This is a genomic window from Streptomyces sp. RLA012 (assembly GCF_056270325.1).
In genome coordinates this window covers 9,677,421-9,699,603 of the sequence record NZ_JBWDPA010000002.1, presented here as the reverse complement: position 1 = coordinate 9,699,603, position 22,183 = coordinate 9,677,421, and the positions used below count along the sequence as shown (strand labels likewise).

Annotated in this window: 20 protein-coding genes and 8 pseudogenes; 15 read left to right on the top strand and 13 right to left on the bottom strand. The window is 67.0% G+C overall.

Annotation, left to right across the window (positions count from 1 at the left end; translation table 11 throughout):
• Positions 1-226: 226 nt before the first annotated feature.
• Positions 227-790 (bottom strand): winged helix-turn-helix transcriptional regulator, encoded by a 564-nt coding sequence (locus RV986_RS44075; RefSeq protein ID WP_475922733.1) that lies wholly within the window; start codon positions 788-790, stop codon positions 227-229.
• Between the two features lie 56 nt (positions 791-846).
• Here RV986_RS44075 and RV986_RS44070 point away from each other — a divergent pair, with 56 nt between their 5' ends.
• The 7 genes and pseudogenes from RV986_RS44070 to RV986_RS44040 all read left to right on the top strand — a co-directional run bounded on the left by RV986_RS44070 (position 847) and on the right by RV986_RS44040 (position 7,171).
• Complete coding sequence (locus tag RV986_RS44070) at positions 847-2,262, top strand: MFS transporter (protein ID WP_475922732.1); 1,416 nt, start codon at positions 847-849, stop codon at positions 2,260-2,262.
• Between the two features lie 1,346 nt (positions 2,263-3,608).
• Positions 3,609-4,050 (top strand): annotated as a pseudogene (gene cynS, locus RV986_RS44065) (cyanase).
• 76 nt (positions 4,051-4,126) lie between these two features.
• Positions 4,127-4,546, top strand: coding sequence for a nuclear transport factor 2 family protein (locus RV986_RS44060; protein WP_475922731.1), 420 nt, complete (start codon positions 4,127-4,129; stop codon positions 4,544-4,546).
• 208 nt (positions 4,547-4,754) lie between these two features.
• The gene (locus tag RV986_RS44055) at positions 4,755-5,201 is read left to right on the top strand and encodes a hypothetical protein (RefSeq protein ID WP_475924197.1); all 447 of its coding nucleotides are present in this window, start codon (positions 4,755-4,757) and stop codon (positions 5,199-5,201) included.
• Positions 5,202-5,253: 52 nt separating this feature from the next.
• Complete coding sequence (locus RV986_RS44050; protein ID WP_475916468.1) at positions 5,254-6,093, top strand: transposase family protein; 840 nt, start codon at positions 5,254-5,256, stop codon at positions 6,091-6,093.
• Positions 6,090-6,254 carry a hypothetical protein gene (locus RV986_RS44045; RefSeq protein ID WP_475922730.1) on the top strand — a complete coding sequence of 55 codons (165 nt, stop codon included), beginning with the start codon at positions 6,090-6,092 and terminating at the stop codon, positions 6,252-6,254. Before RV986_RS44050 ends, RV986_RS44045 begins: the two co-directional genes overlap by 4 nt.
• A gap of 485 nt (positions 6,255-6,739) precedes the next feature.
• Positions 6,740-7,171 (top strand): zinc-binding dehydrogenase, encoded by a 432-nt coding sequence (locus tag RV986_RS44040; protein ID WP_475922729.1) that lies wholly within the window; start codon positions 6,740-6,742, stop codon positions 7,169-7,171.
• Between the two features lie 75 nt (positions 7,172-7,246).
• Here the strand turns inward: RV986_RS44040 and RV986_RS44035 are convergent.
• From RV986_RS44035 to RV986_RS44020, 4 genes and pseudogenes are all read right to left on the bottom strand, one after another.
• Positions 7,247-7,424 (bottom strand): annotated as a pseudogene (locus RV986_RS44035) (IS630 family transposase); the annotation flags it as partial.
• A 94-nt stretch (positions 7,425-7,518) separates the two neighbouring features.
• Positions 7,519-8,307 (bottom strand): aquaporin, encoded by a 789-nt coding sequence (locus tag RV986_RS44030; RefSeq protein ID WP_475922728.1) that lies wholly within the window; start codon positions 8,305-8,307, stop codon positions 7,519-7,521.
• A gap of 180 nt (positions 8,308-8,487) precedes the next feature.
• On the bottom strand, positions 8,488-9,396 hold the full coding sequence (locus RV986_RS44025; RefSeq protein WP_475922727.1) for an alpha/beta hydrolase: 909 nt from the start codon (positions 9,394-9,396) through the stop codon (positions 8,488-8,490).
• A 498-nt stretch (positions 9,397-9,894) separates the two neighbouring features.
• Positions 9,895-11,282 (bottom strand): annotated as a pseudogene (locus tag RV986_RS44020) (IS1380 family transposase).
• Between the two features lie 258 nt (positions 11,283-11,540).
• Here RV986_RS44020 and RV986_RS44015 point away from each other — a divergent pair.
• Together RV986_RS44015 and RV986_RS44010 are read left to right on the top strand one after the other, a co-directional pair.
• The gene (locus RV986_RS44015) at positions 11,541-12,164 is read left to right on the top strand and encodes a cysteine hydrolase family protein (protein WP_475922726.1); all 624 of its coding nucleotides are present in this window, start codon (positions 11,541-11,543) and stop codon (positions 12,162-12,164) included.
• A gap of 52 nt (positions 12,165-12,216) precedes the next feature.
• Positions 12,217-12,318: pseudogene (locus tag RV986_RS44010) on the top strand (IS5/IS1182 family transposase); the annotation flags it as partial.
• Between the two features lie 297 nt (positions 12,319-12,615).
• Here RV986_RS44010 and RV986_RS44005 read toward each other — a convergent pair.
• The gene (locus RV986_RS44005; RefSeq protein WP_475924653.1) at positions 12,616-13,095 is read right to left on the bottom strand and encodes a LysR substrate-binding domain-containing protein; all 480 of its coding nucleotides are present in this window, start codon (positions 13,093-13,095) and stop codon (positions 12,616-12,618) included.
• On the opposite strand from RV986_RS44005, the gene RV986_RS44000 reads away from it, so the two are divergent.
• The 4 genes from RV986_RS44000 to RV986_RS43985 all read left to right on the top strand — a co-directional run bounded on the left by RV986_RS44000 (position 13,057) and on the right by RV986_RS43985 (position 15,742).
• Complete coding sequence (locus RV986_RS44000; RefSeq protein WP_475924751.1) at positions 13,057-13,296, top strand: hypothetical protein; 240 nt, start codon at positions 13,057-13,059, stop codon at positions 13,294-13,296. The two genes, RV986_RS44005 and RV986_RS44000, sit on opposite strands and share 39 nt — an antisense overlap.
• Positions 13,297-13,354: 58 nt before the next feature.
• Positions 13,355-14,278 carry an NADP-dependent oxidoreductase gene (locus tag RV986_RS43995; protein WP_475922725.1) on the top strand — a complete coding sequence of 308 codons (924 nt, stop codon included), beginning with the start codon at positions 13,355-13,357 and terminating at the stop codon, positions 14,276-14,278.
• 143 nt (positions 14,279-14,421) lie between these two features.
• Entirely contained in the window at positions 14,422-15,051 is a 630-nt protein-coding gene (locus tag RV986_RS43990; protein ID WP_475922724.1) for a nuclear transport factor 2 family protein, read from the top strand.
• Positions 15,052-15,217: 166 nt separating this feature from the next.
• Positions 15,218-15,742: a DUF1622 domain-containing protein gene (locus RV986_RS43985; protein ID WP_475922723.1), complete on the top strand. Its 525-nt coding sequence runs from the start codon at positions 15,218-15,220 to the stop codon at positions 15,740-15,742.
• A 109-nt stretch (positions 15,743-15,851) separates the two neighbouring features.
• On the opposite strand, the pseudogene RV986_RS43980 reads toward RV986_RS43985, so the two are convergent.
• The 4 genes and pseudogenes from RV986_RS43980 to RV986_RS43965 form a co-directional block, all read right to left on the bottom strand.
• Positions 15,852-16,000: pseudogene (locus tag RV986_RS43980) on the bottom strand (IS5/IS1182 family transposase); the annotation flags it as partial.
• Positions 15,994-16,083 (bottom strand): annotated as a pseudogene (locus RV986_RS43975) (Ku protein); the annotation flags it as partial. The pseudogenes RV986_RS43975 and RV986_RS43980, both read right to left, overlap by 7 nt.
• A gap of 131 nt (positions 16,084-16,214) precedes the next feature.
• Positions 16,215-16,418 (bottom strand): annotated as a pseudogene (locus RV986_RS43970) (dihydrofolate reductase family protein); the annotation flags it as partial.
• A gap of 265 nt (positions 16,419-16,683) precedes the next feature.
• Positions 16,684-17,295, bottom strand: coding sequence for a TetR/AcrR family transcriptional regulator (locus RV986_RS43965; RefSeq protein WP_475922722.1), 612 nt, complete (start codon positions 17,293-17,295; stop codon positions 16,684-16,686).
• Positions 17,296-17,532: 237 nt separating this feature from the next.
• Here RV986_RS43965 and RV986_RS43960 point away from each other — a divergent pair, with 237 nt between their 5' ends.
• Both RV986_RS43960 and RV986_RS43955 read left to right on the top strand, forming a co-directional pair.
• Positions 17,533-17,979, top strand: coding sequence for a nuclear transport factor 2 family protein (locus RV986_RS43960; protein ID WP_143604809.1), 447 nt, complete (start codon positions 17,533-17,535; stop codon positions 17,977-17,979).
• A 502-nt stretch (positions 17,980-18,481) separates the two neighbouring features.
• The gene (locus RV986_RS43955) at positions 18,482-20,371 is read left to right on the top strand and encodes a transposase domain-containing protein (protein ID WP_475924652.1); all 1,890 of its coding nucleotides are present in this window, start codon (positions 18,482-18,484) and stop codon (positions 20,369-20,371) included.
• Here RV986_RS43955 and RV986_RS43950 read toward each other — a convergent pair.
• The 3 genes and pseudogenes from RV986_RS43950 to RV986_RS43940 all read right to left on the bottom strand — a co-directional run bounded on the left by RV986_RS43950 (position 20,334) and on the right by RV986_RS43940 (position 22,095).
• Complete coding sequence (locus RV986_RS43950) at positions 20,334-20,750, bottom strand: transposase family protein (RefSeq protein WP_475922721.1); 417 nt, start codon at positions 20,748-20,750, stop codon at positions 20,334-20,336. The two genes, RV986_RS43955 and RV986_RS43950, sit on opposite strands and share 38 nt — an antisense overlap.
• A 332-nt stretch (positions 20,751-21,082) precedes the next feature.
• Positions 21,083-21,786, bottom strand: a pseudogene (locus RV986_RS43945) (IS6 family transposase); the annotation flags it as partial.
• 33 nt (positions 21,787-21,819) lie between these two features.
• Positions 21,820-22,095, bottom strand: a complete 276-nt coding sequence (locus RV986_RS43940) for a hypothetical protein (protein WP_475922720.1) — start codon at positions 22,093-22,095, stop codon at positions 21,820-21,822.
• Positions 22,096-22,183: the final 88 nt, after the last annotated feature.

Sequence of the window (22,183 nt, the reverse complement as noted above, 5' to 3'; positions counted from 1 at the left end):
GCCGGAGGCGATGTTGCGGGCGCCGGTCAGGCGGAGAGCTCCGATCGCGAGGTTTCTGCAGGTGGCCATCGCTCTGGGGGTGTTTCCGGTCCGCAGCTGGGAGGCGTCCTCGCCAGCCGAATTCAGACCCGGCCGACCCCACCGCATAGCCGGGCCGTCGATACACCACTCCAGCGGACGTGACCGAACTTCTGCGTGCCAGGAATGGTCTGGAGCGGAGTTGACCTCACCTGTCACGGTCCTCTGCGGGGTCGGTCGCGACCCGACCGTGCTCCGAGGATGCAGCCACGGGGCTGGGCCCCGGTCCGTCCGGCGGGAAGGCGATCCCGACCTTGCCGAGTGGCACCTCGTGCCCCAAGTCGCAGGTGACGCTCGCCCGCAAGGGCGCGCCGCATTCGTGGTGGGTGAAAAGGAGGGGCGGCCCGGCCGGGTCGGCCAGGTAGCGGTCGCCCCATTGGATGAGGGCCATGGCGACGGGGAGCAGGTCGCGGCCCATTGCGGTCAGGACGTACTCGTGTCGGGTGCGCTTGCCCGGCTCCTGGTAGGGGTTGCGTTCAAGAACGCCGACCTTGACGAGCTCACGCAGGCGCGAGGCGGTGACGGCTTCCGTAATGCCCACCCGTCGGGCGAAGTCGTCGAAGCGCCGGGTGCCGTAGAGCGCCTCGCGCATCAGCAGCATCGCGGAGCGGCTGCCCACAGCGCGCATAGCGCGCTCCAGGGAGCAGCGGTCCGCGGTCCAGCTGTCCCTGTCGGCTACGGGTCCTTCCAGGTGTGCGGTCTTGATGGACATGGCCCAAGGCTACCGCTGGCTTGTGTTTTGCATACCCAGGCCCTAGCCTCCTGGCTATGGCAAAGGATAGTCAGAGGGGGCGGGCGGGCTGGATTCTGCCAGTTCTGTGCGTAGGCGCCTTCATGGCCAGCTTGGATCTGTTCATCGTCAACGTTGCCTTCGGTGACATCGGCCGCGAGTTCCGAAGCAGCTCAGTAGTAAATCTGAGCTGGGTCCTGAACGCCTACGCGATCCTCTACGCGGCCCTTCTCGTCCCGCTCGGCCGCTTGGCCGACCGCTTGGGACAGAGGACCGTGTTTCTAGTCGGCCTTGCCTCGTTCACGGCCGGCAGCGCCGCCTGCGCGGTGAGTGACAACCTGTGGGCACTGGTGGCCTTCCGCGGGATGCAGGCGATGGGAGCCGCCGCACTCACACCCGCCAGCCTTGGACTGCTGGTCGCAACAACGCCTGCTGACCGGCGAGACCGCGCGGTTCGCATCTGGGCGGCGACAGGCGCCCTGGCCGCCGCTGTTGGACCTGTCGTCGGTGGGCTACTGGTCGAGGCGTCCTGGCGATGGATCTTCCTGGTTAACGTTCCCATCGGCCTGGTCGCACTCCTCGGCGCCCACTGGTCAATCCCCGACACCCGGCACAACACCACCGCCGAGTGGCCTGACTTCCTGGGCGGGGGCGTTCTCCTGATGTCGATCGGGACCTTGTCCCTCGCGCTGGTCAAAGCACCAGCCTGGGGATGGGGGAGCCCGGCTGTCATGACCTGCTTCGGGTCGGCAGCGCTGGGAGTCGCCGTCTTCTGGCGCCGCTCTCTGCACCATCCCTCCCCGGTCGTCGAGCCAGACCTGCTGCGGGTACCTACCTTCGCCTGGTCCAACGCGACCGCGCTGGCCTTCAACGCCGCGTTCGCCGCAGATCTGCTCAGCGTCATTCTCTGGATGCAGGAGGTATGGCACTACAGCGCCCTGCAAACGGGATTGGCTGTGGCGCCAGGGCCATTGATGGTGCCGCTCTTTGCCGCACTCGCCCAACGCGTCGCCCACCGCGTCCCATCCGGCGCGATCGCTGCCGCCGGCTGCCTCCTTCTCGCGCTAGGCAACGTCGTTCTCGTGCTCGCCAACGGTGCGGCACGCGGCTACGCCGTCGGGCTCCTACCCGCTTGGCTGGTCATCGGCGCCGGTGTCGGACTGGCGGTCCCAACGATCCTGTCCGCAGCCACGGCGGACCTGCCTCCGACTCGCGCCTCGACAGGCAGCGCCGTGGTCAACATGAGCCGACAGATCGGCGCCAGTCTCGGCGTTTCCCTGCTGGTGGCGATCCTTGCCTCCGCCTCCGTCGCTCATGACGTCCAAGCCGCGTTTGTCTGGGGCTGGTGGGCGATCGTCATCACTGCGTTCGTCGGCGCTCTCACTGCCCTGGGAATGACACCTTACTCACCCAGCATCGCGCCTACGGCCGCCCTCTCCTCGGACACCCCCTGACCTGGCTGAGCTACCACACAGCCAGAACCGAGGGCCATTCATCGCGCCAGACACCGGCGTCAGGTGCCGACACGCCCGCTCCTTTGCCATCGCCCCAACCGCTGCCGCGCACCAGCCCATCGGCACCATCAGTCCGTCACCGGTGCGGATCTGGTACGCGAGGCAGATGTATGTACTCGCCTCCGACCCGCTCCGTCTCTTTTGTTCCAGGATGCGGCGTCCCGGGTGCGCCCGCGCTGGCTGCAAGTCCACCACGTCCGCAAACTTGCCGACCCCGATGAGCCGGAACGGCCGCCGTGGGTACACCTGATGGCGGTGCGTGGAAAGACCTTGGTGGTCTGCGAACGTCGCCATCAGGACATTCACCCGGGGCGGAGTAGCACCCGTCCGGAAATGATCACTGGAGAGCGGTATGCCAGGCGGCCCGTACCGTTCGGGAAGGAGCTGCCGGAAAAAAGGGCCCGAGCCACGCGCACGTCGTCGGCGGCCTACTTCACTCGGCGAGCGGCACGGAGAACCGGACCTGGTGGCAACTCCGGCACCGCGCTCCGTGCCGATTCAACAGGGCCCCGGCACCCGCGGTCGGACTGGAGGTGCTTGCCTGGCGCCTTTCCGGTCGCGCCGCCCGCGCCGCGGTCGAGGTCAACAGGCTCTCCGCCGAGGCCGGCAAGAAGGCGCCAGGTCTGGCTGCGGCTCAGAGCTGACCCGCGGCCACTTCGACCGTCGGGAGAACCCTGAGGCATGGATCCACGACCTCGGCTCCATCTGACGCAAACTCCGATGATGTGTATCCGGAAAGCGCCAGATGCATGGACCCGCAGGAGTTGGATGCAGCGGACCCATCAACCAGTCGCTTGAGGCCAGGGGAGAGAAATGAGCATCCTTCCGGCGGTGCGGCGTGCCAGAGATCTTCGTGCGCGTGATCGTGGGGCTAGTGTCCTTGGAGGTGGTCAGCCCGTACGCCTCCATGAGGTGGGCGACGATCTCGCCGGAGGTCGAGTCCCTGGCGGTGAGCGCGAGGACCGTATCTCTAGCGCGCCGGTCCCTGGCGCGTGCACTGTCACCTTCGGTTCGGCGACGGCCGCGCGGGGCGTCCTGAGTGCCTGACCCATAAAGGTGACAGCGAGCGGGACTGGTCTGCATTGGGGATCGTGGGACTGCGTGGGCAACGGGATCGCCGTACGGTTCAAGTGCAGGGGATGGTCCTGATGCCGCAGCAGAGGACTCGCCGGGCCAACGCCGCAGGCGAGGGCTCTGTGCTACCCGGAATGCCGCGTCGGCGCGGGGGCGGGCCCCGACCCGCCGAAACTCGTTCACCACAGCGGAGCGGTACTGGGAGGATCACGATGATGACGAAGCAGGAAGCGGCGGACGCGGTCCGCAGCGCCCTGATCGAGCCCGGTGTGACCTGGGCGCAGCTGGCAGAGGCGGTCGGCCGTCCGGTCGTCTGGTCCACGGCGGCCTTCCTGGGGCAGCACCCGATGGGGGCCGTGGAGGCCGAAGCCGCCGCGTCCGCCCTGGGCCTGGGCCGGGACGTCGTGAAGGCGCTCCAGTTGCAGCCCACTCGCGGGGCGCTGGGCGCCGCGGTCCCCACTGACCCGACGATGTACCGCCTGTGAGGCGCTCCAGGTGTACGGGCCGACCCTCAAGGAACTCATCCACGAGGAGTTCGGCGACGGGATCATGAGCGCCATCAACTTCCGCATGGACGTCAAGCGCGTGCCGGACCCTGAGGGCGACCGGGTGGAAATCGTGCTCAACGGTAAGTTTCTGCCCTATCAGTGGTGAACAGCGCGCCGGGGTTTTCCCCTTGCCGGGTATCCGCGCCCCTCTGTGAGGCAACGACACGGAGTCAGGAGTCGACATGACTGACGAATCGCGCCCCCCGTTTCCTCCGTTCACCCGGGAGACGGCCATCGAGAAGGTGCGTCTGGCCGAGGACGGCTGGAACTCCCGCGACCCGGAGAAGGTCGCTGGCGCCTACACCGTGGACTCACGCTGGCGAAATCGCGCCGAGTTCGCCAACGGCCGCGAGGAGATCATCGCCTTCCTCACGCGCAAGTGGAAGCGGGAGCTGGACTACCGGCTGATCAAGGAGCTGTGGGCCTTCGACGGCAACCGGATCGCGGTGCGCTTCGCCTACGAGTGCCACGACGACTCGGGCAACTGGTACCGCTCGTACGGCAACGAGAACTGGGAGTTCGACGACAACGGCCTGATGCGCCGGCGCTACGCCTGTATCAACGACCTTCCGATCAAGGAGTCGGAGCGCAAGTTCCACTGAGTGGTGTGCATCGTGAAGTCGCAGGTCACGGGTCTGGTGTGAATGGCGAGTTGGGTACTCGTGCCGGTCGGCGGCCGATGACCATGGCGTAGATCGTCGGGCAGGTCCGGCTCCGGCGGGATGCCGGGTTCGGCTGCGCCCACGACAGGCCCCCGCCTACGATCCGTCAGCAGGTCGGCACACCGTGAGAACGCGGGAGGGCGCGGGGATGCAGGAGCGGCAGTGGATCACCGCCCGCCGGAGCGAACTGGACGCCCTCGCCGAGGAGTTGGCCAAGCAGCTTCAGGAGGTCCAGGTCGAGCGGGACGAACTGGCGATCGCGGAGCGGGTGTTGAACCGCCTGGCCGAGCAGGTCCAGGCCGATGCCGAGGCTGTCGCTCCGGTATCGGCGAAGGTGGCCGGGCGGGCAGTCCTGCTCATCCCGCACCGCAGCGACGCGGCCGACGAGGGCGCGCTGCCCGGCGACTACCGCAAGATCCTGTCGATCGTGCGGGAGGCCGACGGCCCGGTGCAGGTCAGGGCGGTCGGCGAGCGGCTGGGCCTGGACGCCTCGGTGCGCGGCAAGCTGGAACCTTTGCGGGCGAAGATGACCAAGCTCGCCGACCGCGGCTGGCTGCACAAGCGGGGCGACGGCCGGTTCACGGCACGCCCGTAGTCACGCGCGGTGCGCCCGTAACTGACGGGCCCCCAACGGCAGTTGAGTTTGTGTGACGAAAAACAACAGTTCCGTCGAGGGCCCTGACGGCCTTGTCTACACCGCCCGCCTGCCGCTGTCGAGCGCCACCCTGAACCATCTCGCCGACCTGATACGCGGCCACCTCAAGAAGATCGGCTCGCGGTGGCGCGTCCTGCCCGCCGGGAAGATCGCCACCATCGTGCTGGCAGTGCTGCGCTGTGACCAGCGGCCCGGCGACCTGGCCGGCGGCAACGGAGTACACCGCACCACCGTGACCCGATGGGTGAGGGAGGTCGTCGGCCTGCTCGCCGCCCGCGCCCCACGCCTGGACCGGGCCCTGAAGAAGATCACCCGAATGGGCGGCGGCATCGTACTGCTGGACGGATCGGTGATCCGCACCCGGCGCAGAACCGGGAAGGAAAACCGGAAGAACTACTCCGGCAAGAACAAATGCCACGGCCTGCTCGTGATCGCCCTCACTGACGACCGGGGCCGACTGCTGTGGATCTCGGCGGCCCGCCCCGGGCGCACCTCGGAGATCACCGCCTGCCGGCACGACAAGCTCACCCAGAAACTGCGGGAAGCCGGGCTCGGCGCCATCGCCGACCTGGGATTCGTCGGCCTCGACGACGGCGGCCCCGACGCCGACCCGGCGGTGATCACCGGCTACAAGGCCGCCCGGAACCGGCCCCTGACCCGAGGCCAGAAGCTGTCCAACACGGCACTGGCGGCCGTCCGGGCACCCGTCGAGCACGGCTTCGCCCACCTCAAGAACTGGCGCATCCTCGGCAAGGTACGCACCGACCCCTCCTGGGCGACCGCCCTGGTCCGGGCCCTGCTGGTCCTCACGAACCGCGAAGTCGCCCGATGACCGACGATCTTCACCAAAGTCACCTGCCGGCGACCAGCACGAGCATCCCGATGCCCACGCACACCAGCCCCGTGACCAGCAACTTCAGCTTGCACACCTCTCACTGGCCGTTGGGCCGCCGCCCCGACGACCACCCGGGTCTGAGCGAACTCGACCTCTGACGTCGTAGGAGGGTGCGGCCCTGCCGGGTGCGTTCGGCAAGGCCCAGGAATCTGCGGTTCCGGCCGAGAGAGCGGTAGAAGACCAGGCGGCGCTGGGCGGCCTCGGCCACGGTGTGGCCGGCGGCGAGGCCCGGGCCCGCTGCACGGCGTGCAGGATCAATGTCCACGAGGGCCGGGCCGAGCCCGTCGGGCAGGGGTTTGCGGAGAGGTCGCGAAGCGGGCGGCGGGGCCGAAGACCTCTCGCAGGACGGGCAGGTCGCGGATGACCAGGGGCACGCCCTCCGCCAACGCCTCCATCGCGGCCAGGCCGGAACGCTCCTTGACGGCGGTGAAGGCGAAGGCCCCGGCCGGGCCACGAGAGGCGGCAGTTCGCCCTCGGGGATCTGGCCCAGGACGATCGGTGGGACGCCAAGTTCGGCGGCACAGATCTCCCACCGACGCAGTGATCGGCAGGATCTCCAGCGCCGAAGAAGCCGACGCAACGCGTGCCGCCGGTGCCGACGAAGTCATCGTCTCCACCACTGGGGACTTCGCGGACGAAGTACTGCGGCTCACCACGGTCAAGGCGTGCATGTCGCTCACGATGGCGCAGGCGCCGAGACGTTCTACGGTTCCCTGGCCTCCCTGCGCTACGACGGAGTTCTCGCCTACTACGGGCAGACCATCAAGGCGTCGTCGCCGCCGCCGATCGACTTGCTGAGCCTGCCCAAGAGCGTCCTGGTGACCTACTCCGTCGTCCAGCACGACGCCACCACCCGCGAGCAGCTGCTTACCCACACCGCGAACTGTTCCGGTGGGTGGAATCAGGACAGCTCACCGTGCGGATCGGCGGCCGGTACCCCCTCACCGTCGCAGCCCGTGCGCATGAAGACCGCCAGGCGCGCCGCATCACCGGAAAGCTGCTGCCGATCCCGTGACTGCGCGCTACTGCAGGGCTGACCCCGGTATCGGGCGCATAGGGGCCCCGCCGACTGATTATTGACCGCACGGTTCGACTTGACTCCGCCGGCTCCCCGCTCCTGCCGGCGCCAACGCTCCACCGAACGCTCTCACCCTCAGCGCGGCGGCGATCTCCCCGCCCCCCTCGAAGCGGACGACTGCCCCCAGTCGGATCCGCTCCCACGCGACCCTCTCGGCGTCGGTCAGGCCGCGGCGCTGCGCGTATCTCACCGTCCAGCCGTACACAGGACGACCCCGTCAGGCAAACGGCCCCGACATCGCCCGATCAAGTTCAGTAGCGAACTGCGACTGGATTATTAGATTCTCATTCAGTCCGGCGAAATTCGGTGTAGAAACAGTTTTTGAGGCGGCACGCGTAAGCCCTATCATGTATTAGCTTCCCGCATGGAATGGTACGCCGCCTCACCTGATGCATTATCGCCGCACCGAGAGCACCGCACACAGGGGCCAGCAGGTACACCCACAGATCAACCCACGTGTTACTGATGGCGGCGGGAGCGAGGCTCCGTGCAGGGTTCAATCCAGCTCCCGAGACAGGTGCCGCGAGGAAAACCAATATGATCCCCAGTGCACCAGCCGACGCTGCGGCAAATGGCATCAAGCGAGGCCTCTCAAGAAGAACCAATATTAGAGAAATGAGCAGAAAAGTCGCCGCCGCTTCGACTGCCAAGGCTGCCCACGTTCCCGCGGGTCCAGGAACCGTAACCATCAAACGTGAATTCTTGACTCGGTGTCCCCAGATAAACGACACAATCACTGCCCCGGCCACGGCTCCAGCGACCTGGGCCGCTATATAGGCTATGGCACTCTTCGCGCTTATTTTTCCTAGTCGCAAGAAGGCCACAGTAACAGCTGGGTTGATGTGTCCTCCACTGATGCGACCCAACGGGGAGTAGATAATGAGAGTTCCACAGAGAGAGAAGATTACAGCTGTGAGGAGTCTCCGCAAATCCACGCTCGGAACGAGTGTCATCATGGGAGAATCCTGCGAAAAATCCATAACTATTGCGCTTAGGCCAAAAAGCAGCAGGAGCGCGGTCCCGGCAAACTCGGAAAAAACCTCACGCCATCCGACCACATTACCTCCCCTCATGCACCCCAAGCACACTCGCACGAAACTCGGCGCCCGCTTGTATGCTGCGAGGATGCAGAATTTTTAGTGAACAGTCCCACTCAGACTGAATGCAGCCGACGCCTTAAGGGCCGGCCGGTTGCTCGGCGGCGCTAAAAAAGCAGCACCCGCGAACAACCCGGCTCCCAGGTGTTGGCCGTATCAGCTTCGCTTGGTTCGACGGGCTGTCAGTGCCAGAGGTACCCCCAGGGCTGCGAGTCCCGCGGCTGCACCAAGCAACTTCCAGGTGCTCGCACCGGTAGCCGCGAGAGCTGGTGTTGACGGTCCAGAGGTCCGGGCGGCGGCCTGCTCGACGAGGTCGGTGACAGCTTCGGGGTGTGATACCGGGGCGACATGAGAGGAGTGAATCTCAACAGTCACCGCGTGGGCTCGCTTCGCCATCCAGCGTTGGGCCGCCGCCGGAATGTTTTTGTCCTCTGCCGTAATCAAATCGTAGGTAGGAATACTCTTCCACGCCGCACCACTAGCTCTCTCATCCAGAGCTTTGGCGTCCACCGGACGCTGGCTGACTGCCAGAATGGAGGAAACTGACAACGGAAGGTCGGCCGCGAACTGTTTCGGGAACTGGTCCTGCTTGACATAGAGTTCGGTGCCAGTTCCGCCGCAGAGCAGCGGGTAAGACACCTTCTCTAGGGTTCCTGCCAGCGTACTTCCAGGGTACTTGCTCACTAGTTCTGCAGGGCTCTCTCCCTTCTCGGGGAGAAAACCTGCGATTGCGACCAGCGCCTTGACATTCTTGCTGCCGAGCGCCGCCTCGTTGACCACAGCAGCGCCGTATGAGTGACCGACGAGGATGACGGGGCCCTTGATGCTGCGCAAGCCACTCGCCGTATAGGCGGCGTCATACTTCAGGCCACGCAGGGGGTTGGTCGATGCCACAACCGGGTAGCCATCGCGTCGCAGCCGTTTCGCAACCTCGGTCCAAGTTGACGTGTCGAGGTTAGTACCATGGACGAGAACCACCGTAGGCTTGGCCGATCCCTCTTTCGAATTCAGAGAATTCCCATCGCCCGCAGAAGCGGCCATCGAAAGCGAGGAACTAGTGGCCACGAGAGTCGCGATGATGACTACTGTACGTCTCGCCCGAAGGGTGATAGGCGATATGCCTACGTCCATGTTTCCATATCCTCTGTGAGGGGGCAGGGCTTACATCTTCTGAGTCCGTACACCCATAGGCACCCTGCGTGGCGCAATCGGGTGAAATTCATGCACCGAAGCTAGTCTGCCCAGTAATCGTCGAAACGCCATTCTGCAACGATCGCTGTCGGGTATACGTCGACGCCGACCGAGTTGACCAGGCAGGGAAGCCATGTCAGGAGAAGTTCAGAGTTCAACTCAAGGACCAGGAGGACGGACTCGCTCACAACAGTGAGTGGAGCAGCGACTCAGCCCGGATCCACCGGCTTGATTCCCGGTTGATCGTTTCGGGGTCGCGCAGGCCGTGTCGGGGCTGAGTTGCGGATTCGGGCATGGGGTGGCCGCTGGTCTACCCAGCTCTTCCACTTTTTCCACAGGTCTCGGGCCCTTTCGGGCAGGTCGGTCAGGGAGTCAGAGGACGGGTGGTGCATGCACCGTGCTGAACAGCTGGGCGAAGTCCTCGCCCCAGGGCCAGCGTTCGGGCAGGTGCAGGGTGAGGCGGCGGGCGGATCGGGCCAGACGGGCGGGCACGTTGATCAGGTGGTCACGGATGGTGGCGGTGGTCGCCCTGGCATGGAATGTTCCGGCCAGGGCGCCGGCGGCGCGGGTCAGATTGTGTGCCAGGGCCGCCAGGGCGAGCCACGCGGCATTGGCCTGGAAATGCCCGGACGGCGCGTGGGCGAAGGCGCTGTTCTTGACATCGGCGATCACCTGCTCGACGACAGCGTGCCGACGGTGATCACGCTCGGCATCCCTCAAGGCGAGCGGGGAGTCGGTGAACGCGGCGTGGTAGCGCCAGGTGTTGAACAGGGTGCCCTGCCCGACGGGGACGGCGTCAGGGTTCAGGCGCTTGACGCGGCGCACGATCAGACGGGCGGTGACCTGCTGCTTCTTCGGCTTGGAAGTGAACGCGGTGTAGGGGACCTCGGCTATCTCTGCGTCGGAGATCCAGCACTGGCCCTCCTCGTCCCAGACAGCCTTGGGGTACTTGATCGGCGTCCAGGCGGTCTCGTCGATGTGGGCGATGGCGGCCTTGACGGAGGCGTTCATCCGCACGGTGACGGAGAAGCGGGCACCCAGAGCGCGGCAGGCGTTGATGACGTCGGCGCCGTAGAACGCGGAGTCCGCCCGCAGTACCAGCAGGCCGCTCGCGCCGCAGGCACGGGCGGTGCGGATGGTCTCGGCCACGAACGCTGCCGCCCCGCGCGCTGAGTTCGAGGGCCCTTACGCAGCCTGGTGGCGGCGATCACGGGGGCGGACAGGGGTGTGGAGACGATGCCGAGCAACGCGTTCAGGCCCTTGACCTTGCTGTATCCGTAGCCTGCACCCTGTTTGGCGTAGCCGTAGGTGCGGCGGATGGTGTCGTCGATGTCCACGTAGGCGACCTGGTCCGCGCCGGTCAGCAACGGGGTGTGACGGGCCAGTTCGGGCAGGAACCGGCGGGCCACGGCATGCAGTTGCTTCACATGCCCGTGCGTGAAGGAGCGCAGGAACGACCCCAGCGTGGACGGGGCCCGCACCCCGGAGAACAGGCGGCCCATCGCGCCATGCCGCAGCCGGTCCATGTCCTCGATGCTGTCGGCGCCCGCGGCCATGCCGCCCACCAGCGACATCAGCTTCGCGGCGGGGAAGGCGCCGGTGCCGTCCTTCGAGACCGGCAGCCTGATGTGCTCCCCGGCCAACGCCGGCAGACCGCACCGCTCGGCCAGCCGCACCACCGGCTCCAGCCCGCCGTACGCGACCAGGTTCGGATCATCGAACGTGGAAGAGACCGCCGCCGCGGCATGGGAGGATTGCATCTCGGAAGTGCCTTGCCGATCGTGCCTGATGTGGTCCTAGAGAAACCCCATCATCGCAGGTCACAAGGCACTTCTTCGTTTCCGGAGAAACTATCCACAGGCATCAAGCCGGTGGATCCGGGCTCAGTCTGCGCACTTCGGCCCGCGCAGTAGGTCCGGACAGCTCCTACCTCTCCCCCGGGAGCGCCTTACAACTCGGCGCCGCGCGTGCTGAGGGAGACGGACATAGGCTCGTATGAGACCCGCCGGAGGGAGAACATGTCCACGTACGAGCCGGGGCGAATCGGCTTGCTTCTCATCGACACTGTCAACGAAGTCTTCTCCGAAGGAGGAAAGGCCTACCCGGCCTACAAGGAGGAGTTCGAGCGGATCGGTACGTTCGAGAACCTCAAGCGCCTCCTGGCTGGCGCGCGCGAGCTGGGGTTTCCAGTCTTTTTTGCGCCTATGTCGTACACCGAGGAGGACTACACCTCCTGGAAGCACATCTCCGGCATCCACCACGAGATGTTCGACAACCGCGCGTTCGAAGCCGGAAGTTGGGGGGCCGACTTTCACCCCGAACTTTCCCCCGTTGATGGCGAAGTCGTGATCGCCCCACACAAGAACATCGACGTCCTGGCCAACACGGATCTAGAGGTCCAGCTGCGCCAACACGACGTGGAGTACATCGCCATCGCAGGCATGATCGGGACGATGTGCGTGGAGTCGACCGCCCGCAGCTGCATGGAGCACGGCTATCACGTGACCACCTTCACCGATGCGACCGCGGCCGCAGGCGGGCAGCCAGCCTACGACGCAATGATCCTGCGGTATCCGCTCATCTCCCACGCCACGCTCACAGTCGACGACTTCCTCGCGGCGACCCGCAAGGCTCGGAGCTAAGGGCTGTGCCATAACTGCTGGTCACGGATAAGATGATCTTTCTGTAGCTGGTGTGATCGCGTCGTCGGAGCCGTCGTGGATAGCCCCGCTCACCGGGCTGAGTCCGCGTCAGTTCGACAAGTTGGTCACCGCGCTCGGACAGCGTCCTGGGGCCCTCTCCGCCGGAGGCGGAGGAGCGACGTTCACATCTTCGACAAGACATCGTCTCCAGGGCACATACAGCTCAGGAGACCTGTGAGTGTGACCTACTGCGGCAGACGCCCGCGGACGGGGCGGCACTTCTCGTCGCCCGCACCCATTTGTTGAACCCGGAGAACGTCGCAATCTGGAGCTACGCCAGCGAACCCCCAGCCGTCGGGCGGGCCCGCAAGGACGTCGCACGCCGCCTTGCGTAAGCGGGCACACAGGTCGACACCCGGAAGTGCGTTGCAGGTGCCCTGCGGGGACGGGATCAGGAGGCCCAACGCTGCTGCTCGGTGCGGGAGGCGACGGTGTGCGCGGTGCGGACGAACTGCGCCAGGCCCTGGTGCGGCACGCGTAGGCGCCACGACAGCACCAGTTCGCTGTGGGGGAGGTCCAGCACCGGGATGGCCGTGACAGAACGCCCGAGCCGGTCGGTAACACTCTCGCCCACGATGACCACTAGGAGGCCGAGGGCGACCCGGTCGACGATCGTGTCCAAGGAGTCGGGGGGACACAGGGGTTGGAAGGCGTCGTCGCGCTGGAGTTCGGCGGCGGTGACGGCGCTGCGCCCGGCCAAGCGGTGGCCGGCGGGCAGCAGCGCCACCGGTCGCTCGGAGACCAGCTCCGCGACTTCCAGGCCGTCCAGGTCACCGCTGCCGCACATCAGCGCCATATCGGCAGTACCCTCTCGCAGCGCGCGCACCTGGTCGTGGGTGAAGACGATGTCGACGTCCATGGCGCCCGGCAGCCGGCTGTAGGCCTGGAGCGCGTCGGCGAGGCGGCGCGGCCCGCCACCGGATGGCCCGCCGGCACCTTTGGCGCGCAGGGCACCGTCACGCCCATCGAGTCCGGTTACTACGACACCGACCTGCACAAGATCGACGGCGAGTGGAAGATCACCCGGCACCACGTCCTGATGGACGTGAACATCGCGCTGCCCGGCGCCTGATTTTCCTCATCGGCCGCGAAACCTCGCCGGTCGACCCGATACACCTCAAGGAAGGCGAATGATGAAGGCGATCGTGTATCGCAGCTACGGGGGCCCCGAGGTCCTGGAGGTCGCTGAGCTCACGGAGCCGAAGGTGCAGCAGGACAGCGTCCTGGTCCGGGTCAAAGCGGCCGGTGTCAATCCTGCGGACGCCGTCCTGCGCGACGGAGCCGCCGACAGTATCTATGAGGCGATCTTCCCCGTCGTCCCCGGGTGGGACCTGGCGGGCGTCGTGGAGGAGGCCGGACTCGGAGCACCGGAGTTCCGGCCCGGCGATGAGGTCATCGGGTACGTCCGCGGCCAGATCCTGCGCTACGGCACCTACGCGGAGAAGGTCGCCGCCGACGTGCACACCCTGGTACGCAAGCCGCACAATCTGACCTGGGCGCAGGCCGCGGGTCTGCCGCTGGCCGGCCTGACCGCCTACCAGGCGGTCGTGCGCGCGTTGAAGGTGACCGCGGGCGAGACCTTGCTCGTCCACGGCGCCGCCGGCGGGGTGGGCTCCCTGGCCGTGCAGATCGCCGCGGCCCGGGGCGCGCGTGTCATCGGTACCGCCTCCGAAGCCAATCACGCCTATCTCGCCTCTCTCGGGGCGGAGCCCGTGCTCTACGGCGACACTCTGGTGGAGCGTGTCCGGGCGATCGCCCCGGACGGTGTCGACGCCGTGTTCGACGTCGCCGGTCGAGGTTCGCTTGCCACGACCGGCCAGGTCGGTCGCCCCAGCGTCCGTACGGCCTCCGTCGCGGAGTTCTCCCACCCCGGAGTCATCCCCGTCTTCGCCCGTCTCAACGGTGCCGACCTCACTGCCCTGGTGGAGCTGGCCGAGGCCGGCAAGCTCACCGTGCGCGTGGCCGACACCTACCCGCTGGAGCGCGCCGCCGATGCCCAGCGGGCCCTGGCCAGCGGGCATGCTCCAGGAAAGATCATTCTCGAGGTCTCCTGAGGCATGCTGGGCGCCGGCCGCTAGCGGCGCCCGGCCGCAGCACACCCCATCGAGCAGTACTTGAAGGTCTCGTGCATGTGGATGACTCACTCCTCACGGAACCGCGAGTCCTCCCGAACCAATCACACGAAAGTTGCACGACCATGACTGCAAGTGTCACCCGCAGCCCCCTTCTGCGCAGGGCCGCCGCCGGCGTTGTCGCCGCCGGCAGCCTCGCCTTCCTCGGCACCAGCCTGGCCACCGGCGCCAGCGCCGCCCCGGCCGCCCAGGCACAGGCGCCGAGCAGAGCCAGCACCGAGAGCCAGGTTCAGCGGGTCCTCGCGCACTACGTCCGCGACACCGACCACCGCGATGGCGCCGCCCTCAGCGCCCTGTTCACCACCAACGGGTCCGTGAAAATCTCCGCCAAGGACGACAAGGGCGCCTACACCGCCGTCGGCACGCTGACCGGCCGGGACGCCATCTCCTACGCGGTGACGCACCTCCAGGCCCCCCTGGGTGAGCTGGCTTCGGAGCAGCACTCGATCACCGCTCCCGTCACCGAGGTCAAGGGCAACAAGGCCCACCTGAACATGCAGTTCATCACCTTCGCCATCCAGGGCACCAAGGAGCCCGTCGGAGGCTGGCCGGCCGGTACGGCGGGCGTGCAGGGCACTGTCAAGCCCTACGAGTCCGGCTACTACGACGCCGACATGACCAAGGTCCACGGCTCGTGGAAGATCACGCAGCTCCGCATCCTGGGCGACCTGCCCATGGTCCTGCCCGGCTCCTGACCCCGAACCGCCGCCGCCCCATACCCGTCCGTAGACGAGACAGCTGTCGGTGCCCCCGCCCGGACCGTCGTGGCGGCGAAACCGCCGAGTTCGCCTCGGCCGCCCCGGAAGCCGGCGCCTCGGCCCAATCCGCGACCGGCACCGCAGCACATCAACCTCACGCACCGTGACTTTGCCGACTGGTGACAAGGTGCCCCTCGGCACCGCCGCCGACGGTACGGGTCACCCGCTCCACGCAGACACCGCCGGCGGCCGCTACCTCCTGGTGGTCAAGGGCAACCAGAAGAAGCTGCGCAAGCAGCAGCGGCGCCTGCCCTGGAAGCAGATTCCGCTGCAGGCACGCACCACCGGCGCCGGACACGGCCGCCGCGAGGTCCGCCGCCTGAAGGTCTGCACCGTCCGTCCCGGCCTGCTCTTCCCGCACGCCGTCATAGTCGTGGAAACGCTCTTGGCGACCGTTCTCGCGGCTATCCGGCTCAGTCGCCGACAGGCGGGTGTGTACCGCGGCTATCGCCGTCGCGTCGGGCGGTCGATCCTGCTGGGGCTGGAGTTCCTCGTAGCCGGCGACATCATCCGTACAGTCGCCGTCGCACCGACGTACGCAAGCGTCGGAGTGCTGGCCGTGATCGTGGGCATCCGCACCTTCCTCAGCTTTTCTCTCGAGCTCGAGATCACCGGGCGGTGGCCATAGCAGAAGCCAGTGGCCGAAGCCGAAGACTGACCCCGCGTGACGCCGGCGGGCAGCGGAGCGGCGCCATCCCTGCCGTGAATTCCTAGGCCGGAGCTCAGTCTCATCGATCTCAATTGGTGAGTCTGCGGTAACAGATGAGAGTGCAGGCGATGCTCGTGAAGCGAGGAAGTGCTCGGCTTTGCGCTCGTAGCGTCGGTGGAGACGGCAGCAGCCGGCGAGCCAGGCCATGGTGCGTTCGACGGTCCAGCGGTGACCGAGTGGTCCTCCCGGGCGGACTGGACATTGACCGGAACGGTCACGAGCCCGAACGAGATGGCACCTGACCAGATGGTTCGGGGCATAGGGCACCTCCGCAACGACCCGAGCACGATCAGGTGTAGGATTTCGCGGCTGATGTCGTAATCTCACGGGCCGTGTCGTACCGATGTCGTATACGACATCACCGTGAGACTAGCGCGTGGGGTGCTGCTGCTCAGCGCCTCGTCTCGTACCTGGACAGGACCACGCCGCCGGGAAACGTCCGCGCCTCCACCAGGTTCAGGTTCACCCAGCTGTCCAGCGCGGTGAAGAACGGCGTGCCGCTGCCCACCAGGACCGGATGGGCGGCGATCGCGTACTCGTCGATCAGCCCGGCGCGCATGGCCGCCCCGGCGAGCGTTGCGCCGCCGATGTTCATTGAGCGGTGTGCATCGTGAAGTCGCAGGTCACGGGTCTGGCGTGAATGGCGAGTTGGGTGCTCGTACCGGTCGGCGGCCGATGACCATGGTGTAGATCATCGGGCAGGTCCCGGCTCCGGCCCATTCGATCACTTGGGAGCCTGCCGACCGCGAGGGCCCCGAAGTGGCGCCCTGCCGGGGCAACGAGGGCATTCGGTCACGGGACTTCGGGCTCGCGGACGGCGGACCTACGGGATCCTGACAGCCGGCTGGGGCGGCCCGTCGTCAGCCCCGGGTGGCCCGGTTGGCGCCGTAAGCACGGCTGACGGTGTCCACGATGCCTGCCTTCGCCTCCTGGAACTGTGCATCGTCAATGCCGGACTTGCGCAGGAATTCGATGCCCTGCATGGCCGCGAGCAGGCTCAGCGCGGCCTTTTCGATGTCTGTGTCCGACCGGATCTCACCTGCGGCCCTGGCCCGCTGCAGTGCGGTCGTGAAGACGGCGATGATGCGGTCATACGTGCGCCGTGCCGCTTCGCTGACGTCATCGTCCTGCCGGGCCAGCGCGGCGGCCGAGCCGGAGAGGTAACAGCCGTCCTCGGTCAGTCCCAGGCGGCCGCTGTCACCGAAGGTCACCGCGGCCATGAGCCATTCCCAGGCGCTCTCGGCCGACTCCTGGTCCGCCTGCAGCCCGTTCACCTGCTGCTCGCAGTAGTCCCGCAGGCTCTTCACGAACAGACCGTGCTTACTGCCGAAAGCACCGTACAGACTCTGCGACGCCACCCCCGTCGCCTCGCAGAGGTCCGCCATGCTCGTGGCCGCGTACCCAGTGCGCCAGAACTGCCGCCGAGCGGCCTTCAGCACCGTGCTCTCGTCAAATTTTCGTGGTCGCGCCATGGAGAGACTCTACCCCGCAATTTGAGTACACGACCAAAAACGGCGGCGCCGGGCCCTGGCGGGCCGTCCACCCGGAGGCGATGGAGCAGGTTTTTGGTTGTTTAACCAGAAACGGTGTTACGGTGGTGCCATGCCGCGTACTCCTCGGCGGGCCGACGCGACTCCTGAAACGAATCAGGTCGAAACGGTGCTCCATGGAAACCACGAGCATCGGCAACACGGAAAGCGGAACGAACCATGAACGAAAACGACCTCCACGCGCAGCGCGAAGCAACAGCCATCCAGTACTTCCGCCTGGTCGATGCCGCCGATCCGGCACTCCTCGAACTCTTCGCGGACGACGCGCAGATGTTCTTCCCGAAGTTCGGAACCGCCAAGGGCCTGGCGCAGATCGGGGCCTTCGCCCAAGGCTTCGCCCGGGGCATCGCTGACATCGAGCACGACATCGCGCACTTCAACGTCCTCACGTCCGGCGACTACGTCGTCGTCGAAGGGGCCGTCAAGGGAGAGACGACATCCGGAGTGGAGTTCCCTGACGGATCCTCATCCTTCGGACTCTTCTGCAACGTGTTCGAGTTCCAGGGCGAAAAGATCAAGAGGCTCCACATCTACGAAGACCCCGACTTCGCAGGCACCCACACAGACGGAGCGTCCTGGGGTCAGTCCGTACGTGACAGCATGTAGCCGGCACGACCTGTTCGTGACTGCACCAAGGGGACCGATGGGCTCCGCTCTCCCCCCGCGCGTCAGCGGCCAGCCAGATTCTAAGCGAACGGCAGCGGGAGGGTTCGTCAGGCGGCTGCTGCGAGGGGAGTCGGGGCAGCTTCGGTCCGGCGGTTTCGTCGGGTGAGGCGGCGGGTCATGAGGGTGATGAAAGCCCAATGAGACCCGTGCATCATGAAAACTGCACGTCAGACGGCCTGGTGTGCGTAGGCATCAGGAAGCTCGGGCAGGTCCGGAGCGGTAGTCGACCGACAAGATCATCCGTCAGCGGGCGACTCAATGCCAGAAAGTTATGTGAAGTTGCCGCTTGTCAAGCACCCGGCGTCGGGGTGGCGGGTCGGGAGAACAGAACGGGACCCCTGGAAGTTGAGTCGTCGACCAAGACAGACCAACACCGGAGGTCCCGTTGACGGACCAGTGTGGCACGACGGCGCTGACTCAGACCTTCACAACGGCCTGCGGAGTGTTCGCTCCGGGGCATCTCGGCGCCCTGACCCGATATCTCCCCTTCGAATTAGTCGACGATGTCCTTGACCAGCCGGGCCGCCGGGGGCAGACGCGTACGGTGCCGGCCCGGGTGGCGGTGTACTTCGTGCTGGCGCTGGCCCTGTTCCCAGGCGCTTCCTACGGCCGAGTGTGGGACACCCTGGCCGGAGCGTTGCGGCAGGCGGGGCACCTCGTGGCGTCGGTGACTACGGCAGGTCTGGCCTGTGTGCGTCGGCGGGTGGGACCGGACCCGCTACGGGAGTTGTTCGAAGTTGTGGCAGGTCCGCTGGGCCGTCCGTGCACGAGGGGTGTGTCCTGGCGGGGCCTGCGCACGGTCGCGTTCGACGGCTGCCGGTCCACCCGGGTCCCCGAGACCGGCGACAACGTGGCCTGGCTGGGCAGGTACAAGGTCGCCGCCGGGGTTGCCGCCTACCCGCTGCTGGCGGTGATGGCCCTGGCGGAGACCGGGACGCGGGCCCTGCTCGGCGCGGTCGTCGGCCCGTATCGCGGTGAGGTGGAGGCTGCCCTGCAACTGGTCGACCATCTGCGGCAGGACATGGTGGTGCTCGCCGACCGCGGCTTCGACGCGAACGCCTTCATCCGCGCCGTGCACGCCTCACGGGTTGCGCTGCTGCTGCGGATCTGCTCCTCGCGCAGGCCCGCCGTGCTGCAGGTCCTGGCCGACGGTTCCTTCCTGTCGGTCATCGCCGGAGTCCCGGTCCGTGTCATCGCCGCGACTGTCACCGTCACCTGCACGGACGGCAGCACCCATCGGGGCGAGTACCGGCTGGTGACCACGCTGACCGATGCGCGCCGCCACCCGGCCGAAGACCTGCTGGCCCTCTACCACCAGCGGTGGGAGATCGAGGTGACGTTCCTGGCGATCCGTCACACCATGCTCAAGGGCCGCGTACTGCGCTCGGGTGACCCTCAGGGCCTGCGCCAGGAGATGTGGGCACTACTGACGGTCCACCAGCATTTGCGGATGGCGATGCTGGACGCCACCGATGCCGTGCCCGGATGCGATCCGGACCGGGCCTGCTTCACCGCGGCCTTGGTCGCCGCCCGCGACAGCGTCACCCGTGGCGCTGCCATCGTGCCCGACGCCGGCAGCGAGCTGACCGGCCCGATCACCGAGGCAGTCACCGGCGCCCTGCTGCCACCGCGCCGACCACGGATCAGCGCGCGCACCGTCAAGGGCGTCTCCGCTCGTTACGGACACCGCCGGTCCGACGAGGACCACCCCTGCGTCAGCACCCCGGTCACCGCCCTCGACATCATCGTCCACTTCCCTCAGCAGGACACTTCCGTCCCCGCACCGACAACTGCTCTGCCCGGCCGGAACCCGGCCCCGCAGCAGGACCCGCCCGTGACGGCCCAGACGCTGCTGCCGCCCGCGGTCCCGATGCACACCAGCAGGCTCGAGGATGTGCTCGCCGCGATGGGCACCGCTCCGGAGCGTGAGTGGCGGGCCATCGAACTGGCCACCCTGCTACGGCTGGACCGCGGCGACCTGACCGGCGAGCTGATCCGGTGGTCCAGGCGCCAGATCCTCATCAAGACCGGACCGGCCACCTTCAAGATCCCGGACGGACCGCCGCAGCCGTCCAGGCTCGCCGTCCATCCTGAAGACGTCCTCGCGGTCATGGCCACCGATCCTCACCGCCCCTGGCACGCCCGTGAGATCACCGATGCGCTGAACACCGTCAAACACAGCACCCTCGCACAACACCTCAGCGCCTGGGCACGCAAGAACCTGCTGGTCAAGACCGCACCCGCAACCTACCGACTACCCAAACAGCCAGTGCCGGCCGCCTCCACGAGGCCGCTCACCGCCACGAACACGCCGACCCGCAGAGCCGCTTGACAAACAAGAATGAATCATACCTTTCCGGCATTGCTTCCCGGTTCGTCAGCACGAGCAGGGCCCGCACCAGCGCGGTCGCCCAGTTCGGGTCGGTGCGGACCTTGCCGAGGACGCGCCAGTTCTTGAGATGGGCGAAGCCGTGCTCGACCGGGGCCCGCACCGCGGCCAGTGCCTTGTTGGACAGCGTCTGACTGCGGGTCAGGGGCCGGTTCCGGGCCGCCTTGTAACCGGTGATCACCGCCGGGTCGGCGTCCGGAGGACCGTCGTCGAGGCCGATGAACCCCAGGTCGGCTATGGCGCCGAGCCCGGCGGCCCGCAGGTGGGCGGTGAGCTTGTCGCGGCGGCAGGCGGTGATCTCGGATGTGCGTCCGGGCCGCACCGCGGAGATCCCACACCAGTCGGCCGCGGTCGTCGGTGAGCGCGATCACGAGCAGGCCATGGCATTTGTGCTTGCCCGAGTGTGCGCCGTGAGGCGCTCGTTGTTCGAGTGGAGGTGAAAGACCACCGCCATCGTCCTGTCGCAGCAGGGCGGTTGAAGCTGGGGGCAGCCTGAACCGGGAGGTGCCGGGGACGGCGGGAAGCAGCCCCGACAAAGCCGGGCCGTGCCAGTACTGCCAGAGGCGTTGTCACGTTGTTGGGTGCGTGAGTGTCTGATGGTGCGTCGGGGTGTGGTGGGTCTGCGGTCCGGGCCTGTGGCCAGTCCGTGGCGGGCAGGCTGGCAGTGCCGGTGATCTGGTCCCAGATGGCGAAGCGGATGGTCATCTCGGCTCGGTGGTCGAAGGCTGTCATCAGGTGGCGGTGGGGTCGGAAGTGGGGTGAGATGCCGCTGAACGCGGACAGGAACCGCTGGGCTCCACCGGTACTGCGGAATCCCTTCATCGCGCGTTCACGCTGCCTGGTGGGCTGGTGGCTGTTCTCGGCCCGGTTGTTCAGTCCCTTGTGCGAGCGGTGCTCGACGGAGGACATGACCTCACGGTGGGCCGCGCCGTAGGAACGCAGCTTGTCCGTGACGACCACCCGCGGCACCGCACGCGTCCTCTTCATCAGACGGCGGAAGAAGCGCCGGGCCGCGGCCTTGTCCCGCCGGTTCCGCACGAGGATGTCGAGCACGCTGCCGTCCTGGTCGACGGCCCGCCACAGGTACTTCAGCTCCCCGTTGACCTTGATGAACACCTCGCCCAGATGCCATTTATCCCCGGGCCGGGGACTGCGGCGGCGCAGTCCGTTCGCGTAGGCCTGGCCTAACTTGGCGCACCAGCGGCGCACTGTCTCGTAGGAGACGATCACGCCGCGCTGAAGCATCAGCTCCTCGACCTCGCGGAAGCTGAGCGGGAAGGGAAGTACAGCCACACACAGTGCGAGATCACCTCGACCGGGTACCGGTGCCCCCTGTACGACGGCGACGCACTCCCCACCGACAACCCCCCTACAGCAGATCAACCCGAAGATCATCCCACCCGGTCAGCCAACGTGACAGCGCCCCGGATCTGGCCCATGGGCTGCAACTTCATCGGCATTGCAGAACCACCGACCACCCCAGGCTCAAAGCGGATGTCGTCGTCGCGGTCGACGGATTCGCGTCCGATGCCGAGCAGCAGATCGACGACAGAGGCACAGTCTGGGGCCGCGGGGTCGTCGGCCAACGCGAACAGGAACGGCAGACTCGCCGTCGTGCACGCGTACACGTCGCCCTGGCGGTGGGCCGCGCTGTAGAAGTCGCTCAACGCTTTCCGCCGGGTCTCGGAATTGGGCGAGCCCATCGCCCGCAGCCACACGGGAAAGTCGTTGGCGGACCGTACGCATGGCTCATCA

Excerpts from the sequence above, each read along its gene's own strand:
- RV986_RS44075 (WP_475922733.1), bottom strand. The coding sequence starts at position 790 with ATGTCCATCAAGACCGCACACCTGGAAGGACCCGTAGCCGACAGGGAC.
- RV986_RS44070 (WP_475922732.1), top strand. The coding sequence starts at position 847 with ATGGCAAAGGATAGTCAGAGGGGGCGGGCGGGCTGGATTCTGCCAGTT.
- RV986_RS44060 (WP_475922731.1), top strand. The coding sequence starts at position 4,127 with ATGACTGACGAATCGCGCCCCCCGTTTCCTCCGTTCACCCGGGAGACG.
- RV986_RS44055 (WP_475924197.1), top strand. The coding sequence starts at position 4,755 with ATGCAGGAGCGGCAGTGGATCACCGCCCGCCGGAGCGAACTGGACGCC.
- RV986_RS44045 (WP_475922730.1), top strand. The coding sequence starts at position 6,090 with ATGACCGACGATCTTCACCAAAGTCACCTGCCGGCGACCAGCACGAGC.
- RV986_RS44030 (WP_475922728.1), bottom strand. The coding sequence starts at position 8,307 with ATGAGGGGAGGTAATGTGGTCGGATGGCGTGAGGTTTTTTCCGAGTTT.
- RV986_RS44015 (WP_475922726.1), top strand. The coding sequence starts at position 11,541 with ATGTCCACGTACGAGCCGGGGCGAATCGGCTTGCTTCTCATCGACACT.
- RV986_RS43995 (WP_475922725.1), top strand. The coding sequence starts at position 13,355 with ATGATGAAGGCGATCGTGTATCGCAGCTACGGGGGCCCCGAGGTCCTG.
- RV986_RS43990 (WP_475922724.1), top strand. The coding sequence starts at position 14,422 with ATGACTGCAAGTGTCACCCGCAGCCCCCTTCTGCGCAGGGCCGCCGCC.
- RV986_RS43965 (WP_475922722.1), bottom strand. The coding sequence starts at position 17,295 with ATGGCGCGACCACGAAAATTTGACGAGAGCACGGTGCTGAAGGCCGCT.
- RV986_RS43960 (WP_143604809.1), top strand. The coding sequence starts at position 17,533 with ATGAACGAAAACGACCTCCACGCGCAGCGCGAAGCAACAGCCATCCAG.